The sequence below is a fragment of the Oceanobacter kriegii DSM 6294 genome (genome assembly GCF_000422845.1).
In the GTDB taxonomy this organism is placed as follows: domain Bacteria; phylum Pseudomonadota; class Gammaproteobacteria; order Pseudomonadales; family Oceanobacteraceae; genus Oceanobacter; species Oceanobacter kriegii.
This window is the reverse complement of record NZ_KE383931.1, coordinates 641,100-662,103: the sequence shown is the minus strand read 5'-3', so window position 1 is coordinate 662,103 and position 21,004 is coordinate 641,100. Positions and strand designations below refer to the sequence as shown.

The 21,004-nt window shown below is 54.7% G+C and carries 19 protein-coding genes and 1 tRNA gene; 9 read left to right on the top strand and 11 right to left on the bottom strand.

Annotation, left to right across the window (positions count from 1 at the left end):
- Nucleotides 1–117 precede the first annotated feature (117 nt).
- Entirely contained in the window at nt 118–3,249 is a 3,132-nt protein-coding gene (locus G516_RS24095; RefSeq protein WP_051219521.1) for a bifunctional diguanylate cyclase/phosphodiesterase, read from the top strand.
- A 60-nt stretch (nt 3,250–3,309) separates the two neighbouring features.
- Here the strand turns inward: G516_RS24095 and G516_RS0116280 are convergent, their stop codons facing one another.
- On the bottom strand, nt 3,310–5,076 hold the full coding sequence (locus G516_RS0116280; protein WP_211225132.1) for a subtype B tannase: 1,767 nt from the start codon (nt 5,074–5,076) through the stop codon (nt 3,310–3,312).
- 630 nt (nt 5,077–5,706) lie between these two features.
- On the opposite strand from G516_RS0116280, the gene G516_RS22960 reads away from it, so the two are divergent.
- From G516_RS22960 to G516_RS0116260, 3 genes are all read left to right on the top strand, one after another.
- Nucleotides 5,707–7,083, top strand: a complete 1,377-nt coding sequence (locus G516_RS22960) for a DUF4041 domain-containing protein (protein WP_051219520.1) — start codon at nt 5,707–5,709, stop codon at nt 7,081–7,083.
- A gap of 126 nt (nt 7,084–7,209) precedes the next feature.
- Nucleotides 7,210–7,671: a helix-turn-helix domain-containing protein gene (locus G516_RS0116265; protein ID WP_028294535.1), complete on the top strand. Its 462-nt coding sequence runs from the start codon at nt 7,210–7,212 to the stop codon at nt 7,669–7,671.
- Nucleotides 7,671–8,234: a PIN domain-containing protein gene (locus G516_RS0116260; protein WP_051219519.1), complete on the top strand. Its 564-nt coding sequence runs from the start codon at nt 7,671–7,673 to the stop codon at nt 8,232–8,234. The genes G516_RS0116265 and G516_RS0116260 overlap by 1 nt, the downstream gene beginning before the upstream one ends.
- Before the next feature lie 161 nt (nt 8,235–8,395).
- Here G516_RS0116260 and G516_RS0116255 read toward each other — a convergent pair.
- From G516_RS0116255 to G516_RS0116245, 3 genes are all read right to left on the bottom strand, one after another.
- A tRNA-Arg gene (locus G516_RS0116255) sits at nt 8,396–8,471 on the bottom strand.
- Nucleotides 8,472–8,543: 72 nt separating this feature from the next.
- Nucleotides 8,544–10,010, bottom strand: coding sequence for a heavy metal sensor histidine kinase (locus tag G516_RS22955; RefSeq protein ID WP_051219518.1), 1,467 nt, complete (start codon nt 10,008–10,010; stop codon nt 8,544–8,546).
- On the bottom strand, nt 10,000–10,677 hold the full coding sequence (locus G516_RS0116245) for a heavy metal response regulator transcription factor (RefSeq protein WP_028294533.1): 678 nt from the start codon (nt 10,675–10,677) through the stop codon (nt 10,000–10,002). Before G516_RS0116245 ends, G516_RS22955 begins: the two co-directional genes overlap by 11 nt.
- A gap of 171 nt (nt 10,678–10,848) precedes the next feature.
- On the opposite strand from G516_RS0116245, the gene G516_RS0116240 reads away from it, so the two are divergent.
- From G516_RS0116240 to G516_RS0116230, 3 genes are all read left to right on the top strand, one after another.
- A complete protein-coding gene (locus tag G516_RS0116240; RefSeq protein ID WP_028294532.1) occupies nt 10,849–12,630 on the top strand; it encodes a copper resistance system multicopper oxidase in 1,782 nt (593 codons plus the stop codon).
- Complete coding sequence (locus G516_RS0116235) at nt 12,627–13,646, top strand: copper resistance protein B (RefSeq protein WP_051219517.1); 1,020 nt, start codon at nt 12,627–12,629, stop codon at nt 13,644–13,646. Before G516_RS0116240 ends, G516_RS0116235 begins: the two co-directional genes overlap by 4 nt.
- 117 nt (nt 13,647–13,763) lie before the next feature.
- Nucleotides 13,764–14,078, top strand: coding sequence for a hypothetical protein (locus tag G516_RS0116230; RefSeq protein ID WP_036536768.1), 315 nt, complete (start codon nt 13,764–13,766; stop codon nt 14,076–14,078).
- A gap of 7 nt (nt 14,079–14,085) precedes the next feature.
- On the opposite strand, the gene G516_RS0116225 is transcribed toward G516_RS0116230, so the two are convergent.
- The 4 genes from G516_RS0116225 to flgA form a co-directional block, all read right to left on the bottom strand.
- A complete protein-coding gene (locus G516_RS0116225; protein WP_028294529.1) occupies nt 14,086–14,868 on the bottom strand; it encodes a flagellar brake protein in 783 nt (260 codons plus the stop codon).
- 23 nt (nt 14,869–14,891) lie between these two features.
- Entirely contained in the window at nt 14,892–15,392 is a 501-nt protein-coding gene (gene flgN, locus G516_RS0116220; RefSeq protein ID WP_028294528.1) for a flagellar export chaperone FlgN, read from the bottom strand.
- Nucleotides 15,393–15,406: 14 nt separating this feature from the next.
- Nucleotides 15,407–15,721 (bottom strand): flagellar biosynthesis anti-sigma factor FlgM, encoded by a 315-nt coding sequence (flgM, locus tag G516_RS0116215; protein ID WP_028294527.1) that lies wholly within the window; start codon nt 15,719–15,721, stop codon nt 15,407–15,409.
- Between the two features lie 147 nt (nt 15,722–15,868).
- Complete coding sequence (flgA, locus tag G516_RS0116210; RefSeq protein ID WP_084645122.1) at nt 15,869–16,537, bottom strand: flagellar basal body P-ring formation chaperone FlgA; 669 nt, start codon at nt 16,535–16,537, stop codon at nt 15,869–15,871.
- 131 nt (nt 16,538–16,668) lie between these two features.
- On the opposite strand from flgA, the gene G516_RS0116205 reads away from it, so the two are divergent.
- Both G516_RS0116205 and G516_RS0116200 read left to right on the top strand, forming a co-directional pair.
- Nucleotides 16,669–17,595 (top strand): chemotaxis protein CheV, encoded by a 927-nt coding sequence (locus G516_RS0116205; RefSeq protein ID WP_028294525.1) that lies wholly within the window; start codon nt 16,669–16,671, stop codon nt 17,593–17,595.
- 96 nt (nt 17,596–17,691) lie between these two features.
- On the top strand, nt 17,692–18,513 hold the full coding sequence (locus tag G516_RS0116200; RefSeq protein WP_036536766.1) for a CheR family methyltransferase: 822 nt from the start codon (nt 17,692–17,694) through the stop codon (nt 18,511–18,513).
- Between the two features lie 74 nt (nt 18,514–18,587).
- Here G516_RS0116200 and G516_RS22950 read toward each other — a convergent pair whose 3' ends face one another.
- The 3 genes from G516_RS22950 to pyrC all read right to left on the bottom strand — a co-directional run bounded on the left by G516_RS22950 (nt 18,588) and on the right by pyrC (nt 20,781).
- Nucleotides 18,588–18,953 (bottom strand): YacL family protein, encoded by a 366-nt coding sequence (locus G516_RS22950; protein ID WP_051219516.1) that lies wholly within the window; start codon nt 18,951–18,953, stop codon nt 18,588–18,590.
- Between the two features lie 89 nt (nt 18,954–19,042).
- Nucleotides 19,043–19,729, bottom strand: coding sequence for a ribonuclease T (gene rnt, locus G516_RS22945; RefSeq protein ID WP_084645120.1), 687 nt, complete (start codon nt 19,727–19,729; stop codon nt 19,043–19,045).
- A 14-nt stretch (nt 19,730–19,743) separates the two neighbouring features.
- Nucleotides 19,744–20,781: a dihydroorotase gene (pyrC, locus tag G516_RS0116185; RefSeq protein WP_028294523.1), complete on the bottom strand. Its 1,038-nt coding sequence runs from the start codon at nt 20,779–20,781 to the stop codon at nt 19,744–19,746.
- Nucleotides 20,782–21,004 lie beyond the last annotated feature (223 nt).

The following is a 21,004-nucleotide window of genomic DNA, read 5'->3' as shown; positions in this document are numbered from 1 at the left end:
ATGACCCTTCGGGGCTCTTTTGATTGCTCTGACAGTTTCAAGCTGTTGTGAGCGTGCCAGGCGAGCCCCACAAGACTCCCGGCATCTTGCCGAAGGACAGGGACGATGAGGACGTTTATGACATTGCGCAAGCAGATGGTCGTCGCGGTTGTTAGCTTGATCGCTGTGGGTGCACTCAGTAGCTGGACCATCGGTCGCTTGCAGCTGCATCAGGAAGCTCAGGAACTGGTATCCCGCGAGCACGCTCAGGTGCTGAGCATGTCGGCGCGGTTTGAAGGTTACCTGCAAGGGGCGGTCAACATTCTGGAGTCGCTGTCGGGGGAAGCCAGATTTTCGGCCGCTCTGGCCGAGTCTCATCCCGAGCCTCTGGTCACGCCGATGCTGCGCGAGATCATCACTCGTCATCCGCAATTCCATCAGGTACGCTGGCTCGACGAAAGCGGCCGAGAGCAAGTCCGCTTGCAGCGCTTTGGTCGCGAGGTATTGTCTCTGCCCGATGGCGAGCTACAAGATAAATCATCGCGTTACTACTTCTCGGAAACCATCCAGTTACTGCGTGGCCAGGTGTATTTCTCGGACATCGACCTGAACATGGAAAACGGCCGTGTAGAACAGCCTTTCCGCCCGATGGTGCGGCTTGCCATACGGGTGTTCGACAACAATGGTGTGGGCCGTGGCATTGTGGTCATTAACCAGCAAATCGACCCTCTGCAAATCAATCCGGACACCCCGGAAACCGTCTCTACAGGCCTGGTGCTGAATACCAGCGGTGATTACTTACGCGGTTTTAGCAGCGAGCAGGAATGGGGCTTTATGTTCGACCAGCCGCAGCGGCTGGGGCAGAGCTACCCGGAGGCTTGGGAAACCATCTGGATGCAAAACGATGGCTTACTGGAGCGCGACAACCTGTGGACCTGGTCGACCGTGGCGCTGGCGAATGCCGCCAACGCACCTCGGGTAAAACTGGTGCGGTTTGTATCGGCCGAGACCCTGACGGCCATGCAATGGCAAATCTGCCGTTCCATTTTGATGGTCAGTACGCCGGTGACATTGCTGTTGTGTTTACTGGCAATGGCGCTGCTGCACTCCCGTCATCATCATCGTCAAACCAGTGCCCGACTGGAAATTTCCGAGCGTTTGCGACAAATGACCAGCGACCTTCTGAAGGTACGCGCACGGGCGCAAAACCTGGTGGAAAGCAGCATCAACGGCATTCTGATTGTTGATAATCACGGCGTAATCGTCCTGGCTAACCCGGCGCTGAACAGCATGTTCGGGTATCACGAAGGTGAGCTGGTGGGTCAACAAGTGGAAGTGTTGATTCCCGAGCATGGGCGCAAGGCGCATCAGCGAATGCGGCACGATTACTTGCAGCAGCCGTCGCGACTGTCGATCGTTAACGACCGCCATGTATACGGCAGGCACAAGCAGGGCCACAAGATCCCACTCGAAATCAGCCTGAGCCCGGTGGACATGGACGGTGAGCTGGAAGTATCGGCAACCGTGATGGACATCAGTCAGCGCCTGCACAGCGAAAAAGAACTGCGTAACTTTGCCCGTGCTTTTCAGGACTCTGGCGAAGCCATGGTCATTACCGACACCGAGTACTGTATCGAGCATGTGAACCAGGCGTTTCTGGACCTTACCGGCTTTGACCGCAACGACATCATCGGTCAGGGAGCCAGCATCTTCCTGGGCGGCTCGGAAGAGCAGCGCGACCACTTCAAGGTCGAGAAGGGGGATAAACGCTGGACCGGTGAGCACTTTGCCAAACGCAAGAACGGCGAGCTGTTTCCAATTCGGTTGTCGGTTAGCCATGTGGAGGACGACAGCGTTGGCATGCACTCGCCGATGGCGTCCTGTCATTGTCTGTACTCGTTTATCGATATCTCCGACATCAAGGCCAACCAACGCAAGCTGGAGCAGCTGGCCCATCACGATACGCTGACGGGCTTGCCTAACCGGGTGCTGTTTGCTGAGTCGGTTGAGCAAGCAATTGCCCGGGCGGAGCGGCGTCGTATGCGCTTTGCCATGCTGTTTATCGACCTCGACAACTTCAAATACGTTAACGACGGCCTCGGTCACCATGCGGGAGATCAGCTGTTGATCAAGGTGGCTGAGCTGATTCGTACCGAGCTGCGTCGTGAAGACCTGGTGGCCCGTTTGGGGGGTGATGAATTTGTGGTGCTGTTGCAGGATATTCACGATGTTGACGACGTGATTCGCCTGACCGACAAACTGCTCGACAAGCTCGACGTGCCTTTCAATATCAAAGCCGAAACCGTACGGGTGACCGCCAGTGCCGGGATCTGCATTTATCCGGACGATGGAGAAGATTACGAAACCCTGCTGCGGAAAGCCGACGGTGCCATGTATCAGGCCAAGGACGCTGGCAAAAACACCCATTGCTTCAGCAGTGACGATGTTAGCCAGCACTCCGCCAAATTGCTGAAACTCGATTATGAACTGCATCGAGCCATTCAGAACCGCGAGTTGTTCCTCAGCTATCAGCCGCAAATCGACCTGAGTACCGGCAAACTGTGTGGGGTTGAAGCGCTGGTGCGCTGGCGTCACCCGGAGCTGGGTGTGGTGCCTCCGGGGGACTTCTTGCCGGTGGCTGAAAAAACCGGCTTGCTGGCCTCGCTGGAGCATTGGGTGCTACGCACGGCGTGCGAACAAGCCAAGAGCTGGCGCGACCGCGATATCCGCTTTGGGCGCGTGGCCATTAATCTCTCTGGCACCCGCCTGGAAAAAGGTCAGTTTGCTTCTGAAGTGATTGATATTCTGCGAGACACGGGCTGTGACGGCGCCGACATTGAGCTGGAAATTACCGAAGACTTCATCATGCAACGGGCCAACTCGGCTCTGGAAGAACTGCAGGAACTGCGCAGCCGTGGCATCACGTTGGCTATTGATGACTTTGGCACCGGGTATTCGTCGCTGGCGTATTTGCGTCGCTTGCCGGTGGACAAACTCAAGATCGACAAGTCGTTCATTACCGAACTGGCGGAAGACAGCGGCAGCGAGCAAATTGTGATGGCGGTGATTGCGTTGGGCAAAAGCCTCGATTTGACCGTGACGGCCGAAGGGGTAGAAACCCTGAAACAGTCTGAAATCCTGCGCCGCAAAGGCTGTGACACGGTGCAGGGCTACTACTACGACAAGCCCCTGTTCCCACAAGACTTTGAGAACAAATACTACCCGTCGGTGATTCCATTTCGTGGTCGCCAAAACGGTCAGGGCCAATAAGCGGCGCTGACCGTTCAGAACTTGCCTGGTTAGGGTCTCTGGGTGTCGCTGGTAAACAGATTACTCCGCGCTGTTGGCCGCGGCCAGGGTATCAGCGATCCAGCTGAAGGCTTCTTGCACATCGTAGTTACCGGAATGCGGTACCAGATACGGGAAGGCGAAGTTCACATCCTGCACCGAATCATCATTACGAATGGCCTGATACAGCAGGGTTTGCATCGCAAACGCGGTATCGCGGTCGATCATGCCGTGGCGCACGTACCAGTAAGGCGCGGTGTCAGCATCGGTGCCCAGATATTCCAATGGGTTAATCAGCTTCAACTGGGTTGCGAGTTCACTGCCATACTCACTGGCGATGTACTCATCCCACTCCATGCCCGTGTCGTCCGGGCCAGAGCCATCGGCCTGAACTTCGTTGTTGTTCCAGCTCCACTCAATAAAGTTGGAATACTCGTAACTGTCGCTGCCGAACAGATTGGTTTCGCCACTGATGCTCGGATTGCCGGTGACGGCCCCTGCGTCGAACGCCACCACGGTTTTCAGGCTGATTGGCGTGGTGACGAAGGTCAGGAACTTCTCAAAGTCGATCTCTGCGACGGTGGCCGTGGTGCCTGATCCGTTCAGCGTCAGCCAGTCGTTGGGAATGCTGTAGGTGGTACCGCGTTGGGTAACCTCAAAGTTTTCGCCAAAGGCTGGCACTGCCGTACCCGCTGCAATCTGGCGCTCAATTTCCTCTTTCAGGAAGGCAACGGTTTCGTCGTTGATGGTGTCTGCGGTCAGCGCTGTACCGTCGGCGTTGGTCAGCCCCAGACCGGCCAGATAATCCGGGAACATGGCGGCAATGGCACTGGAAGCCGCAGGCTGTGGGCCTTCGGAGTAGGCGACACCGTTTAATGCGCCGGTGTTGTCATCGCTGCGAATGGCGTTGTACTGCCACTCGTAACCGGCGTCGGCATTACCAAGGTTGTTAATCGGGCAGTAAGCCACGGCGGCGAACACATCGTCGTTAATGGTGCTGGCCAGTGTGTCGTCAGCGCCGGTGACACCGGCTGCGCCAATGGCACTGAGGAACGGCAGGTAGTCGGCGCTGTTACCGCTGGCTGCAACCGCAGAGGTCAAACCGCCACCGCCACTGGTGCCGGTAACCACAATGCGTTCTGCCGAGCCCGGCATCGCAGCGTCGTTCAAACGCAAATAACGAATGGCGGCCTTGGCGTCGACAACAGGAGCCGGTGCTTTACCAATCCAATCGCCATTCACCCCACGGGCACCGCGACTGCGGGTGCCCACATCCACCAGCACGTATCCGGCTTTCAATGCGGCGCCAACGTTGTCGGTATCTGAATCGCTGACAAACTCCGCGCCATCCGAGACATCGGTTGCAACCGGACTGTTGAACCAGCCGCCATTGTTAACCATGAAATACAGCGCCGTTTGCTGATCTTCCAGCGCACTTTCCGGCACCGACACAATCATGGTCTGAAAGGTATAGGGGTCGGTAATTTCCAGTGGCTGGCCAAAGCGGGTAGAAGATGAACCGGCAGCTAGCGGGTTGGCCACATACACAATGCGGTACTGGCGAACAGCAACCGACTCACCATCGACCGTGACATTCACCGTGGTGTAATCGGTGGCATCAAACGCCAGGGCAGTGTCTTCCGCATCGGCAACCACCGAACTGGTATTGTCGTTGTCGTCATCACTACCACACCCCATCAACAGGGAAGCAGACAGCACCGCGACCGCCAGAGGCTTGGCAAACGCAAACGGGTTTGAGGAATGGATGGAGGACAAGGCCCCCAACAGGTTGGCATTGGACTGAGTCATTGCAGGCTCCAGCGAAGTTGTCTTTGTTGTTATTAAAATGCGTAGTCAGCGTCGAAGACCGACGGCTAACCAGGATCGCCGCTGGAGCAGAACGGCGTATCGACCACTGCATCCGGCAGGCTTATCACCTTTTCGATGCTAGAAAAGCCCGCCGACAGAAAACAGCCTGCCAACCCAAAACGAATCGTTATCAATTTTGAAACGTAAAGACCGCCACCTGCTGCCACTGAACTGGCCTGACAAACCCCTGTGACTTATTGACGATACTGACAAACCTGGCCTGAAATGCGCCACACAAACGCAACCATACGTGCCAGCGCACCGCTGAAAATGATTGCCTGTTTCCCTAACTGAAAAATAGCCATGGTGAACTGCTTGAAAAGTAGAGGGTATTCAGGCCCTGAAAAGCCGGGAAATTAATAACGCGAGACAAAAACTTATGGCCGGAGCTGAGTGGAGCGTCAGAACAGCAGCGATGTAATGGGTGTTTAGCCCGGCCATGTTAGTTTATGTGTAGTTTGCTTGCTGATGGAGTGGGTTGTAGTAGCGGAAGGTGTACAGCTACTTTCTCCGATGATGTGGTATCCAGTTGCAAGCTGAATTGATTTTTCGTGAAAAGGAGAGGCAGTCATGGAGCTGACAGAACAGCAGCAGGTATACGGTGCAGTGTTATTGGGCATCACTTTGGTGGGATTAATTTTAGCTTTGACGGCTCTGACAAAGCTCAGAAAGACCTTAAGTGATAAGTCATATGCCTTGGATGAGGTAGAAAAACGTTTTGAATCTGTCACTGATATTGAGGCTGAAGTAGAAGCCTGTCGAGTCACTAAGGATCGACTACTGAAAGATATAGAGGGGGTTCGCCAAAGCTACAAAGAAAAGAGGTCGTTGCTGCAAAAATTGATTCGCGAAGTGGCAATTTATGACGAACGAATTGAATCAGCTGAGCTTGGGTTCTACGAGCCCCATTTCGATTTTGATACTCCAGATGAATATAAGGAAGAGAGGCGGCGAGTACGAGAAATTCAAAAAGAGCTGCTTTCCAATGGTCAAGGCATCTACTGCACTGCGGAATGGACTGTAGAAGGTAGCCGAACGAAAGGTAGAGCACTTGCCAGAAAGGCAGTCAAAATTGCAGCCAGGGCATTTAACAACGAATGTGATTCATCGATTTCATCCGTTAGTTGGAACAACATACTGCGTATGGAAGAACGTATCAAAAAGGCCTTTGAATCAATCAATAAGCTGAATGACACCAATAGCGTTGTTATCACTCAGCAATACTTGGACCTCAAACTCAACGAGCTCCGACTTGCTCATGAATTTGCAGAGAAAAAGCAGGCTGTTAAAGAGGAGCAGGCTGAGATTAGACGTCAAATGCGTGAAGAGGCGAAGCTCGATCAGGAAAGAGAAAAAGCACTCAAAGAAGAAGAACGCTTTGCGAAGCTATTGGCAAAGGCCAAAGAGCAGGCGAATAGGGCTGCTGGAGAGAAATTAGCTCAGCTGAATGAACAAATTGCTCTCTTGGATGAAGAATTACGAGCGGCTCACGCACAAAGTGAAAGAGCATTATCGATGGCTCAACAGACGAAGTCCGGACATGTATACGTCATTTCTAACATCGGCTCTTTTGGGGAAAATGTTTACAAAATCGGTATGACACGAAGGCTAGAGCCATTGGATCGGGTCAAAGAGTTAGGTGATGCCAGTGTCCCCTTTGTATTTGATGTGCATGCGATGATTTACAGTGATGATGCTCCAGCTCTCGAGAGCCTACTGCATCGTTCATTCGATCATAAAAGGTTGAACCTCGTTAACAACCGGAAAGAGTTCTTTAGCGTAACCCTGAACGAAATACGAGAAGAGGTGTTAAGAGTTTCTCCCGATGCCGAGTTCGTTGTGACTGCAGAAGCCCGGGATTTTCGTGAGTCCAATAGCATACGAGAACAACGAAGAGAGCCTTCCCAAGTCGAGCAGGTGTTGGACGCTTTGCCTGCTGAAATTTGACGATATTGATTACTGCCTCAGTAGTTCACATTCGAGTAGATTACTTGCTGTTTCGTTTATTTCGTTTAATCTGATCTGACGACGTGAGTAACGTGCTGTAAAATCAGAAAAACAGGGGTTAATCCAATGGGCGCAGAAGTGGTATTCCTGCCGACTGCTGAAGACAGTGAGCAGGCTAAGGACTCCAGTCGGGTGCTGGCGCAGGCGTTGTCCAATTATTCCGATGATGATCGGGTTCGGATGACCATTCAAGGTAGCTCTGGCAGCAGCAACGAGCTGGTGCTGCCGGGCGACATTATGAACCTGATGCTTAATGTTCTGACACAGGTTTCTCAGGGTAATGCGATTAGCCTGGTGCCAATTCATCAAGAAGTCAGTACCCAGCAAGCGGCTGAGCTGCTGAGTATCAGTCGTCCCCACTTGGTAAAACTGCTTGAGCAGGGGGCGATTCCATTCCGCAAGGTTGGAAGTCATCGCCGGGTCAAGTTGACCGATGTGATGGATTACCGCAAGCAAGTGGACGAAGCTCGGGGAAAAGCGCTGGATGAGTTGGCAGAGCTATCTCAGGAATTAGGGCCGTACTTCTGATGGCTCTTTTTTCCGTGGTCCTGGATGCTTGCGTCATCTACCCACCGGCACAGAGAGATGTTCTGCTAAGTCTGGCCAAACGACGAATATTCAAAGCCTACTGGAGTGACAGGATTCACGATGAATGGATGCGTAACGTTCATCAGAATCAGGGCATATCAATGGATGGCCTGAAGCGAATTCGCGCGCTGATGGACAAGGCTGTTGATGATGCGCTGGTGACGGGGTTTGATGATTTGATTGAAGGATTGCAGCTCCCTGACGCAGATGATCGTCATGTCCTGGCTGCTGCTATTCATTGTGGTGCAAATGCCATCATTACCAGCAACTTGAAAGATTTCCCTGCTGAGTATTTAAAACGTTACGGAATAGATGCTATTCATCCTGACGACTTTATTGCTTATCAGATTGATATGGCTCCTGGAGCCTGTTGTGGGGCAATAAAGGAAATGCGTCAGCGTTTGAGGAAGCCTGCTCTCACGCCAGACGAATTTCTCACTGGATTGAGAAGCCGCCTACCTAAAAGTGCTGGAATGCTCAGTGAGTACAAAGAGCTGATTTAATTGTTACTGCTTATAAGCCTATCTATCATCCCTTCGTAAATGTATCGGCCAACCAAGCGTTGACACCAATTTGACACCATTTGAGGTTTTGGCACCGTTCTGACACTTGCATGATTGTGCGACTAACTGTCGCTAGAGCCTTGATTCAGCAGGAATAGTAATGGCCTCCCCACAGGGACTCGAACCCCGATCGTCCGCTTAGGAGGCGGATGCTCTATCCTGTTGAGCTATAGGGAGCGGAAGAGAGGGCGCGTATGGTACTGAATTCCAGCGCGCTTGGCCAACGGGCAAGAAGCTTTGTTGGTGTTTTTATGATCCTGTACGGTTTTGGTGTGACGCTTCCGGGGCGGCCTCCGGGATTGTGTCTGTGGCAGGCAGTGTGATGCTGAAGTGGTTATCGCGGTCAGCACTTTGGGCCGCGACGCTGCCGTGATGCAGTTGCACGATGGATTTGCAGATGGCCAGTCCCAGGCCGGTGCTTTCGTTGCCTGTGCTGCGGTGGCGTGATGGATCGGCGCGATAGAATCGTTCGAACAGGTGTTCAAGGTGCTGGCTGGGGATGGCGCTGCCGGGGTTACTGACGGTCAGTGTTACGCCGGTTGGGGTATTGGCCAGTGTGACGGTAATTCGGCTTTGCTCGGCGGTGTGGCGGATGGCGTTGGAGATCAGGTTGCTGATGGCTCGGCGCAGCATATTGCGGTCGCCTTGTACGTTGCGGGCTTCACCCTTCAAATGCAGCTCGATTGCACGTTCGTCGGCCAGCAGTTCAAAGAATTCAAACAGGTCTTCGACTTCTTCTTGCAGGTTTATCCGGCTGGTTTGCAGGGCTTGCTGGTGGTTATCGGCTTTGGCCAACCACAGCATGTCAGACACCATGCGGGCCAGCCGCTCCTGTTCTTCCAGGCTTGAATAAAGCAGCTCCTGATAACTGTTCAGGTCTCTGGGTTGCGCCAGCATCACTTGGGTTTGGGTAATGAGGTTGGTGAGTGGCGTGCGCAGTTCGTGGGCGATGTCGGCGGAGAAGTTGGACAGCCGTTCGAAGCCGTCTTCCAGTTGCGTCATCATGGTATTGAACGACTCAATTAACGGCACCAGTTCGCTGGGGCAATGCTCTGCCGACAGTCGCTGTTGCAATTGGCCGGGCTGAATCTGGCGAATGTAGTCGCCCACCTTGCGCAGCGGCGCGTGGCCCTGACGGATGCCCAGCCATACCGCGAGCAGTGTCAGCCCGCCCATGGCGGCGGCAATCAGCCACAACTGGTGGTTGAACCCATCCATAAAGTGGCGATGGAAGGCCAGGTCGGCGGCCAGTACCAGCTGGTAGTGATGGGCGTTTGGAGCTTGTCCGGTGCTGAGCGTGAGTACGGCGCCGCGATAATGCTGTTGGTCATGCTGCCATTGAATCAGGGTGTTGGCGTTGATGTGCTCGCTGCCCGGATGCTGCAAAACCCAATCGGGCAGGACAAAGTTGGGGCTGCTGTGCAGCAGGGTGCCATTGTCTCTTAGCTGCACCTTGATGCCGTGCTGGGCCTGCACTTGATCAAGCTGTTCCAGCAGTTCAGTTCGGCCGTGTTGGCTTTGGCTGCCAAGCAGTTCGGCGACCAGCGCCAGCTGCATGGCGTCCTGTTCTACGAAGTGGTCTCGAATGGATTGCTGCACCAGCATGACCAGGCTGATCAGGCCAATACCAATGGCCAGTGCCGCATACAGGGTAACGCGCCGTTGCAAGGACAGCGGTCGTTTACGGGAGCGGCTGCACAAAGGTTCAGTTGTCATCGTCGTCCAGCCGGTAGCCCATGCCGCGCACGGTATGGATCAGTTTGGGTTTAAACGGGTCGTCGATCTTGCGGCGCAGACGTCGGATGGCAACGTCGATGACGTTGGTGTCGCTGTCGAAGTTCATGTCCCACACCTGTGATGCGATCAATGACCGTGGCAGTACTTCGCCTTTACGACTGGCAAGCAGTTCCAGCAAGGTAAACTCGCGGTTGGTGAGGGAAATTTTCTGGCCAGCGCGAATGGCTTGCCGTTTGATGATGTCGATTTGCAGGTCGGCCACCGCCAATGATTCCTGTACCGGACGGTTGCCACGTCGCAGCAGGCTACGTACTCGCGCCAGCAATTCTGCAAACGCAAACGGCTTGACCAGGTAATCATCGGCACCCAGTTCCAGTCCTTTGACGCGGTCTTCTACCTGGTCCCGTGCGGTCAGAAACAGAATCGCGGTCTGGTTACCCGCCTCACGCAGTGACTGACAGATTTTCCAGCCGTCGACGTCCGGCAACATCACATCCAGCAGAATCAGATCGAACGTTTCAGTCATGGCCAGATGATGGCCGTCGAGGCCGTTACGCGCCAACACCACATTGAATCCGGCTTCGCTGAGGCCCTGGTGCAGGTAATCGCCAGTTTTGGTTTCGTCTTCTACGATCAATAGCCGCATAACGGTCTCCATGATGAGATTGCGATTGTAGCCGACCGGAGAGGGTCTGCGACATGACGTCAACATGACGATTTTGTCATCTTGAGGTCATCGGCAGGTCAGCTGTGTTTTTCGACAATGAGGCATTCATCAGGCGTCGTCGTTGGACGCATGGCTTCAAAGGAGAACGGAATGAGCAGTTGGCAGATGCCCGGATTGTCTCGTCGTCGATTTGTGCAGGGGCTGGTTGGTGGTGCTGCGCTGGCAGCGACCACGGCGAGTTATGGTGCCAAGGCAGATACACCTTCACACTTGTCTAACGGTAGTCAGGTTCTGAGCGGCAAGGTGTTTAACCTCGAAGTGTCAGAGACGCAGGTTAACTTCACTGGCACTCGTCGCACAGCGACTGTGATCAACGGTTCGCTTCCGGCGCCGACGCTGGTTTGGCAGGAAGGCGAGACGGTCACCATTCGTGTCACCAACAAACTCAGCGTGCCAACGTCGATTCATTGGCATGGCATTATTTTGCCGTATCAGATGGACGGTGTGCCGGGCATCAGCTTCAAGGGTATTGCTCCCGGTGAAACCTTCACTTACCGCTTCAAGGTCGAGCAAAGCGGCACCTACTGGTATCACTCCCATTCCGGTTTTCAGGAAATCACTGGCATGTACGGTGCCATTATCGTCAAGCCAAAAGCTGCCGACCCGATCAGTTACGACCGTGACATCCCACTGCTGCTGTCTGACTGGACCGATGATGACCCGATGGCGGTGTTTGGCAAGCTGAAGGCTCGTGCGGATTTCATGAATTACAGCCAGCCAACGGCGCCGGAGTTTTGGGCTGATGTGCGTCAGTACGGCCTGCAAGGGGCAATGAACAAGCGTCAGATGTGGAATGAGATGCGCATGAGCCCGACGGATCTGGCGGATACCTCATCGGCGGCCTTTACCTATTTGCTGAACGGCGTCACACCGGCCAGCAACTGGACTGGCGTGTTCAAGCCGGGTGAGAGGGTGCGTTTGCGCTGTATTAATGGTTCGTCAAACACCTTTTATGACGTGCGTATTCCGGGTCTGAAACTGACCGTGGTGGAAGCCGATGGTCAGCGGGTTGAGCCGGTTACGGTGGATGAATTCCGTTTTGGCCCGGGCCAAACCTACGATGTGATTGTGCAGCCGGCGGACCAGCCATACACCATCTTTGCCCAGAACATGGGGCGCAGTGGCTATGCGCGCGGCACGCTGGCTCCGGCATTGGGTATGGCTGCGCCTGTCCCTGCGATGGACAAGCCTGAATATCTGACGATGACCGATATGATGGGGGATATGGGCGGCATGCATTCCGGTATGGCGCATGGTGCTGATCATCATACGGGAATGAATCACGGTGCTATGAATCACGGTGCTAACAACCACGGAGACATGCATCATCAGGGCATCAAACAGCCTACTCATACCGTCAACCACGCCCGTTCAGAATATGGCTCAAGCGTCGATATGCGGGTCGATACCCCGCGTACCAATCTGGATGATCCGGGCATTGGTTTGCGCAATAACGGCCGCCGGGTACTGACTTTGGCGGATCTGCACACTCCGGGTGGTCCAATGGATCATCGCCTGCCGGAACGGGAAATCGAGCTGCACCTGACCGGCAATATGGAACGCTACAGCTGGTCGTTTGATGGTCTGGAATTTGGTGATTCCACTCCGGTGCATTTCCGTTATGGCGAGCGTCTGCGAGTGATTTTGCACAACGACACCATGATGACTCACCCAATGCACATGCACGGCATGTGGAGCGAACTGGAAAATGACCGTGGCGAGTTTCTGGCCCGGTTGCACACCATTCCGGTACAGCCTGCCCAGCGCATCAGTTTTCAGGTAACCGCTGATGCTCTTGGTCGTTGGGCCTGGCATTGCCACCTGTTATTCCACATGGACGCCGGTATGTTCCGGGAGGTAGTCGTATCATGAAACCGGCGATGAAAAAGACGCCGTTGATTGTGGCAGTGCTTTCGGTCATGAGCGCGACGGCCGGGCACGTGCTGGCGGATGACGCTGTGTCCATGGATCACTCTCAGATGAACCACAAAGGCATGGACCATGGTGATATGCAGATGGCTGCTCCGGCTATGGATCACTCTGGAATGGATCACTCCGGTATGAATCATTCGCAGATGAATCATTCTGCAATGGGCCACGAGGGAATGGGTCATGACAGCATGAACCATGGTGAGATGAACCATGATATGTCCGGTGTGCAAGGCGGCTCCGCACCGGCTAACGCCCGCGACCCACATGCGTATTCAGGTGGTTACACCCTGACATCGGGTCCGTATGCGATGGAAGGTCCTCGCCAGCTGGTACTGGCTGATGAGCACTGGTTTTCGTCGCTGTCGCTGGAACAGTTGGGTATCAGTCGCAGTGGTGCTGACACCAGTAAGGTTGTTGAAGGTGAATACTGGATTGGTACGACCTGGGATCGTCTGGCACTGAGCTTTGATATCGACCGATTGAATGGCGAGGCCGAAGCCGAGCTGGGCGGTTATTGGCGTCATGCTATCACCGCGTTCTGGAATACCCAGTTGGGCGTTAAGCATGAGCGGGGCGAAGACGATTCCCGCAACTGGGTCGGGGTGGGCTTTCAGGGGCTGGCGCCTTACTGGATTGAATCCGAAGCCATGCTGTTTGTTGGCGAACAGGGCGTAACCATGCTGGAGTTGAGCGCTGAATACGAGATCCTGCTGACCCAGCGCTGGATTATCGCCGTTGAAGCCGATGCCAATCTGGCGGGTAAGGATGATTCCGAAGGCGAGTTTGCCAGTGGGCTGGTATCTACCTCTGTGGCACCACGTTTACGGTATGAAATCAGCCGTCAGTTTGCGCCCTATGTGGGTGTGAAGCGCAGCCACTGGTACGGCGATTCGGCCGACTTGCAGGAATCTTCAGCCGAGACGGCTTGGCAAGCCGGTGTAAGAGTGTGGTTTTAAATCCGTCTTTGGCAGTAAAACACCGCGTTGGTACGGCCCGTTTGCAGCACAGACCTGCTGTAAGCGGGCTGCTACCATGTTGGTATGCCGCTGTTTATCTCATCATGGGGAGTTCTAATGAAAACACAGCAATCATTAACCCGGCCTGCCGTGGCTATGCTGGTTACTCTGTTTGGCGCGGTTGCAAGCCTGAGCAGTCATACTGCGTGGGCTCATGGAGATAGCCACAAGGGGCTGGAAGACGAGTGGTACATGAACATTGAAAGCGTTGAGGACCTGGAGTCTGATCACCATGACCACACTGAGTCGAAGTCGGCAGCGAAAGGCGCATCCGGGGATCATCACTCGCACGCCCAGCATTCGGAACAAACGCATCACCAGAATCACAAGCCTGACGGTTCGGGCAATCCGTCGTCAGAAGAGCCGCAATAAGCGTTTATTAACCCGCTGATCCATTCCCGGCCTCTGGTTCGGCGTTGGCCTGATGACGCTCTTCCCACTGGAAGTCGGCAATCAGTTTACGAATGTAGCGTTGGGCATTGGACGACACCCGTGAAAAGACAAACCCGGCGCGGGTGTTGCCATCGTTATCTATTATCAGGTGACGCACTTCCAGGCCACAATCCATATGGTGCTGCTCGTTGAAGCGGATGGTCGCAGCGGCAATCGGGTTCAGCGCTTGCAGCTCATTCTTCAGGTCGCCACTGAACAGCGCTTTAAAGCCGGATTCGGACAGGTCGAGTAAGCGCCCGCGGTGCTTGGGTACCACCAGCTCCGGGTCGGAGTGATCAACTTCCGGAATCTCAACCAACACCTTATGGGCGGTGGGAATATTCACCCGGTACGCGCCGCGGCGCTGAACATATTCCAACGAGCTGGGGAATTCGCCCCGGTAGCGGTCGGCATCTTTCATATAACGTAGGCGGCCATCGGCTTCGAAGCGGATTTGCACACCACGGCTTTCGCAAAACACACGAAAGCGTTTGCCCTGATGCAGTAACTGATTGCCTTCGGCGGGAATCAGGGCGCTCATAAAGAAGCTGCGGGATTTCAGGTCGACATCGGAAAATCGGGTACGAAACTGGGTACTTGAGCCATCAATCATAATCTCGACGTCTTTTTCCATCAGCACCAGCGCCCGCAATGCTCCGTAGATGTCGGCGGTGTTGGTTAACTGGCTGTTTGGCGTATCTGGCTCAAAAGAGGCCGAGGCGTGTCCCATGAAATGCTCCTGCGTGTGGTTCTTCAGGCGGAGATGTAGCCGCCGCCGGTTCCACCCAGCTGACTTTGTCCCTGCTTATTATAGAGAATAGTCGACTGTTGCTTTTTGCCACGCAGAATTTCCAGCCGTTGTTGAACCCGGCGGCGATTTTTCAAAACAATATCCGACAGCCGGGCCGACAAGGTCCGGTTGCGCTCGTACCAGGCGGCAAGTTGTTGCCACAGGGAGCGAATGTCGGCGTGGTGTTGAATGGTGGGATGCTGAAGAAAGGCTTCGGCCAATGGCAGTTGATGCTCGTTGAGCCATTGCAGCCGTTCGTTGGCCAGTTGGCTCAGGTGTTGAAGACTGGCCGATTTACGCCGCGCAGCGGCCTGCAAGGCTTCGGCGTTGGGGTGACGCAGCAGGGTGAGTTCATCGGTCAGACGATGATGCAACAAACGGGCGTGGGCCAGCTCGGCCAGAATCAATGCACGCAGTTGTCCCGTTTGTTGGTCGTTCAATGGCAGGTTTGGGGTCTTGGACATGGCAAGTTACCGAATCAGTTGAGGCCTCCCTCAAAGTCCAGCATTTTTCCTGCCAACCTGTCGTAATCGATTTTGTACTCACCGCTGTCGATGGCGCTGCGAATGCGTTCGACGGTGGCGTCATTGACTTCCGGCATTGAGCTGATTTCAGCTTCAATTTGCTGGATGGTTTTACCGCTGGCGCTCAGTTTTACCTGATCGCTGTAGCCACTGTCAGAGCTGCCCGCTTGTTTGGCGCTGTCGGCACTGGTTGCGTCGGTCGCATCGTTGCTCCGCGCTGTTGAACGAGTGCTGTTGTCCACACCGCCCGTAAGCTTGTTAATGTTCATGTTGAAGTCTCCAAACCATTGCATTGAATGTACCCCTGCTATGAGTGTATCGGCCAGCCCTTCACCGACTTTAGAAAATATTTTAAAAATTTTTGCCGATCGTTTATTTGCTGCTATCACGCGTGCAGGCAGGTATGTGAAGGTGAACTAACGCACTTCCACTTCACCCGGCCCAACAACGATTGCCGACACGACCTTTCCTGAACGCAAATTCCGTACCCGAAGCGATTTTCCCATGCGGCCGCTGCCCAGCGCCTCGGCCCGGGATTCAATCCTGATTGGCCCACGAACCACCAATACCCGGACGTGCTGACCGCGCTCGATCACCTGTGCAGGCCGCATCATATCGGGCGACAGCACCGTGCCCTGGCGCAGATTGCGACGGAACTCCATGTGCTCCAGCTGGTTGGCATCAAGCACATAGCCCTGGGTTAAATCGCCCAGATCCTGTTCGGCAAAATGAATGCTGGCGGCGTCGATTGGTTCGCCGGAGTTGACGGTACGCGTCAGAATTGCGACGGGTTGCATTACATGCAACTGCACAGCGACAAATTGTTGCCACCAGGGCGAACGGCACACCAGTTCGACGCCGTTACGACCCGGTTGGATGGGGCGTGTCAGTGAGGTTTCTACTTCTCCCTGACAAGTCGGTAACTGATAAGAAGCGCTGATGGAGGGCAGGCTGATGCTGGCCTGTGCGCTATCGCCGCCAATAGCCTGCCACTGCTTTAGCAAGGTCTGCTGCAACGTCTGTTGCCAGCCGGCGTGTGCCCAAACAGGCAGTGCCAACAGAAACAATACAAATATCCTACCCATGTTCCAGTTCTCTACTATGCTGATTAATGACTGAGTTGAAACGTCATGATTCTGGCGATTAACCAGCGTGAGTGAATGTCCCACAGTGGGTTTTGCAAGCGCTGTGCCGAATTACCTTTTGGGAGCTTTTTATGGCCGGTGTGTTAGATACGGTAAACCAGCGAACGCAACTGGTCGGTGAGAACCGACTGGAGTTGCTGTTGTTCCGCGTCAACGGGCGGCAGGTCTACGGCATCAACGTGTTCAAGGTGAAGGAGGTACTGCAATGTCCTCCCTTGACCGTATTACCTGGCAGCAACCCGGTGGTTCGTGGGGTCGCGCATATTCGTTCGGGCACCATTCCGATCATGGATATGAGCATGGCCACGGGCAACGCGGGTTTGACCGATTTGAAAAATGCCTTCGTCATCATTACCGAGTACAACGGTAAGACGCAGGGCTTTCTGGTTGGCGGTGTGGAGCGCATCGTCAATATGAACTGGGAAGAGATTCATCCACCACCGAAGGGTACGGGTAAAGAGCATTACCTCACCGCGGTAACCCGCGTTGAGAAGGCGCTGGTGGAAATCATTGATGTGGAGAAGATCCTCGCTGAGGTATCGCCAATCAACGAAGAAATCAGTGCAGGCGTTGTGACTGAGTCCGTGCAGGAACGGGCCAGACAAAAACGCGTGCTTATTGTGGACGACTCCAAGATTGCGCGTAAGCAGATTACCCGCTGTCTGGAGAACATTGGCGTCGAAGTGGTGTCTTTGAATGATGGGCGCCAGGCCTGGGAACATCTTTATGACATGGTGGAAGAGGGGCAGTCGCCCCAGGAAACCTACATGATGATGATCTCGGATATCGAAATGCCGGAAATGGACGGCTACACGCTGGTCACCCGCATTCGGTCCGACTCCCGTATGAGCGGTTTTTACGTGGTGTTGCACTCCTCACTCAGTGGGGTATTCAATAAAGCCATGGTCGAGAAGGTGGGGGCAGATGACTTCATCGCCAAATTCGACCCGGACGTATTGGCAGCCCAGGTAACCGGTCGCGTGGAAGCGGGCGCATGACAAGGACTACCGTGTGTTAGAAAAACGGCCAGGGACGGCGATTCAGGCACCAGGGACGGTGAGGATTGTCAGCGGCAATGAGGTTCGAAACAGAGTATGACACTGCAGATTACAGCGGATGAGTACAGGCAGTTCAGAGAGATGCTTGAAAGCAGTAGTGGCATCATGCTGGGCGAGGGCAAGGAGTACCTGATTGCCAGTCGCCTGCGCCGTTTGCTGGACTCCCAGGGCCTGAAAACCATCAATGACTTGTTGCGCAAGCTGTCGCTTGATCGGGCACTGCAAGAGCAGGTGATTGATGCCATGACCACCAACGAGACACTGTGGTTTCGGGATGAGCATCCCTACCGGGTGTTTCGGGAGCGACTGCTGCCTGAGCTGGCAGAAGCGCGTCGGCCGCTGAAAATCTGGTCGGCGGCGTGTTCGACCGGTCAGGAGCCCTATTCACTCAGCATCGAGATTGAAGAATTTCGCAAGTTGTATCCGGGTAAGTTGGCCTCTGGTGAGCGCATCCTGGCTACGGATATTTCTCCCAGCTCGCTGGCGGCAGCCAAGCAGGGGGTGTATCAGCAGTTGGCCATTCGTCGTGGTATGAGCGACAAGCACCTGAAATCCTATTTTCATCCACGTGATGGAGATTGCTGGCAGATTGACGAAAAGATCAAATCGCGGGTGGATTTCCGTTCGCAAAACCTGCAACAGAACTTCAGTGCGCTGGGCAAGTTTGACGTGATTTTCTGCCGCAATGTATTGATCTATTTCTCTGGTGATCTGAAATACGACATTCTGCGGCGCATGCATGGCTTGCTGAACCCGGGCGGGTATCTGGTGCTGGGTGCTTCGGAAAGTATGAATAACCTGGGCGAGTACTTCGATATGGTGCAGTGTCACCCGGGGATTATTTACCGGGCGCGATAAGGGTCTGGTGTGCCGTCAATCGTGGCGGCACTTTCAATCGGCATTTTCAGTCCCGCCGGCAATTGGCGGCAAATTCAGCTGGCGATAAAGTCCTTCCAGGCCAGCAACAAATCCAGAAAATCGTCCAAACCACAGCCGGCTTGCTGGTCGGATTCCTGCAAGCTCAGTTGTTCTTCTTCCAGATTGATATCTTCATCGTGCATGACCTCGTGAGCCAGTACTTCGGCTTCGTGCTGGGTCAGTTGCAGGATGGTTTCCTTGCCTTGCCAGCGGTAATCACGCAGGCCGCCATCGAGCAGCAGTTCGACGGTGGTGATCAGCGCCCGCAGATGTTTCAGGTCGTCGCCAATTTCATCGGTCAGCCAACGGCCCAGCAGCAGTTGTTCATCGTCCAGGCGGGCAACAGGCTTGTGGCCTTCAAACCAGAATTCGTAGTCCAAAGTGGGCTCCGGTAGCAGCAGAAAATCGGGGCGGGAGTATAGCGTGAGGAAGGCGAGTGAGGGCAGCCCTCACTCGCAAAAGGCAGGGCTTATTCGGCTGTGCTGTCGCTGTGGTTGTCAGCGTTGTCCAGCGCCAGTGGCCAACCACCCAGGTCCTTGTAGCGGTTCACAATAAAGCAGAACAGCTCAGCGGTTTTGTAGGTGTCGTAGGCGGCACTGTGGGCAGCATCATTATCGAAGTCGATACCGGCGGTAATGCAGCTTTTTGCCAGCACGGTCTGGCCCAGAGAAATGGCTGCAATCGAGGCGGTATCAAACGACGAAAACGGGTGGAACGGGTCGCGCTTGATGTCGCAACGGTCCACAGCCGCTTTCAGGAACGCATGGTCGAAATGGGCGTTGTGGCCCACCAATACGGCGCGGTTACAACCGTATTGTTTGATCTCGCGGCGCACGGTCTGGAACATGCTGCTGAGCACGTCGATTTCAAATTCGGCATCGCGTTCCGGGTCAAACGGATCAATGCCAGTGAAATCCAGCGCTTCCTTTTCGAGGTTGGCGCCGTCGAAAGGATGCACATTGGCTTCCAGGGTTTGATCCGGGTGCAGATAGCCGTCGTCGTCCATCCGCAGGGTTACCATGGCAATTTCCAGCAGCGCGTCGGTGTCCGGGTTGAAACCGCCGGTTTCTACATCCACTACCACCGGCAGGAAGCCGCGGAAGCGTTGTGCCATCAGGCTCTTGTCCTGCTTATCGCCGTTCGTTGCGTCAGTCATCATCAATCCTTAATTCAGCCGTTGGCCAGTTTCCAGCGCAGGGTATCGCCTGCACGCAGAGGAACAATCACGTCGTTGCCAAATTCCATTTCCGCCGGTACCTGCCAGTCTTCCTTCACCAGGGTGATGGTGTCGCTGTTGCGTGGCAAGCCGTAGAAGTCCGGGCCGAAGTGGCTGGCAAAACCTTCCAGTTTGTCGAGTGCGCCCAGGTCTTCGAAAATCTCGGCGTACAGTTCAATGGCAGCGTACGCGGTGTAGCAGCCAGCGCAACCACAGGCGCTTTCTTTGGCACCTTTGGCGTGAGGTGCGCTGTCGGTGCCGAGGAAGAATTTGCCGTTGCCGGAGGTCGCCGCTTCCTGCAAGGCCGCCTGATGGATGTTGCGTTTGAGGATTGGCAGGCAGTAGAAGTGTGGCTTGATACCGCCAACCAGCATGTGGTTACGGTTGTAGGCCAAATGCTGAACAGTGATGGTAGCAGCGACGTTGGCATTCTGGCTGTTGACGAAGTCGGCGGCATCTTTGGTGGTGATGTGCTCGACGACCAGTTTCAGGTCGTTATGACGGGAAACCAGCGGTGCCAGAATGGTGTCCAGGAACTCTTTTTCGCGGTCAAAAATATCCACATGGTTGTGGGTCACTTCTCCGTGTACCAGCAACTTCATGTTGTTTTCAGACAGGGCGGCGGCCAGTTCGTCCAGTTTGCCAAGGTCGGTCACGCCGGAATCTGAGTTGGTGGTAGCACCCGCCGGGTACAGTTTTACCGCTTGAACGCGGCCAGTGGCGGCGGCTTCAGCAATCATTTCCGGGGTGGTGTTGTCGGTCAGATACAGCACCATCAGCGGGTCAAAGGAGGTGTTGCCGGCCTGCGCCAGAATGCGCTCGCGGTAGGCCAGCGCCTGCTCGGCGTTCATTACCGGTGGCTGCAGGTTTGGCATGATGATCGCGCGCTGCATCACTCGGGCGGTGGCGGGTACCGTATGTTCCAGTACCTGACCGTCCCGCACGTGCAGGTGCCAGTCGTCCGGGCGAGTGATAGTAAGGCGATCAGTCATTGGGAATTCCTTCGTCGTGGTGATCGTGCCTGTTAGCGGGCAGCCGGAATGGTCCGAGTGCCACTAAAGACACCGATTCAGAATTTGAATGGTAAAAATTGGCCGCCATTGTAGCGCAACAGCGGCTTTGCTGCTTGGCTTTGTCGTGGGACTTACGCGTCGGCCATGAAAAGTCTGGCCGAAAGTATTCAAGCCAATTGGACGTCGGCCGATAACCTCGTTA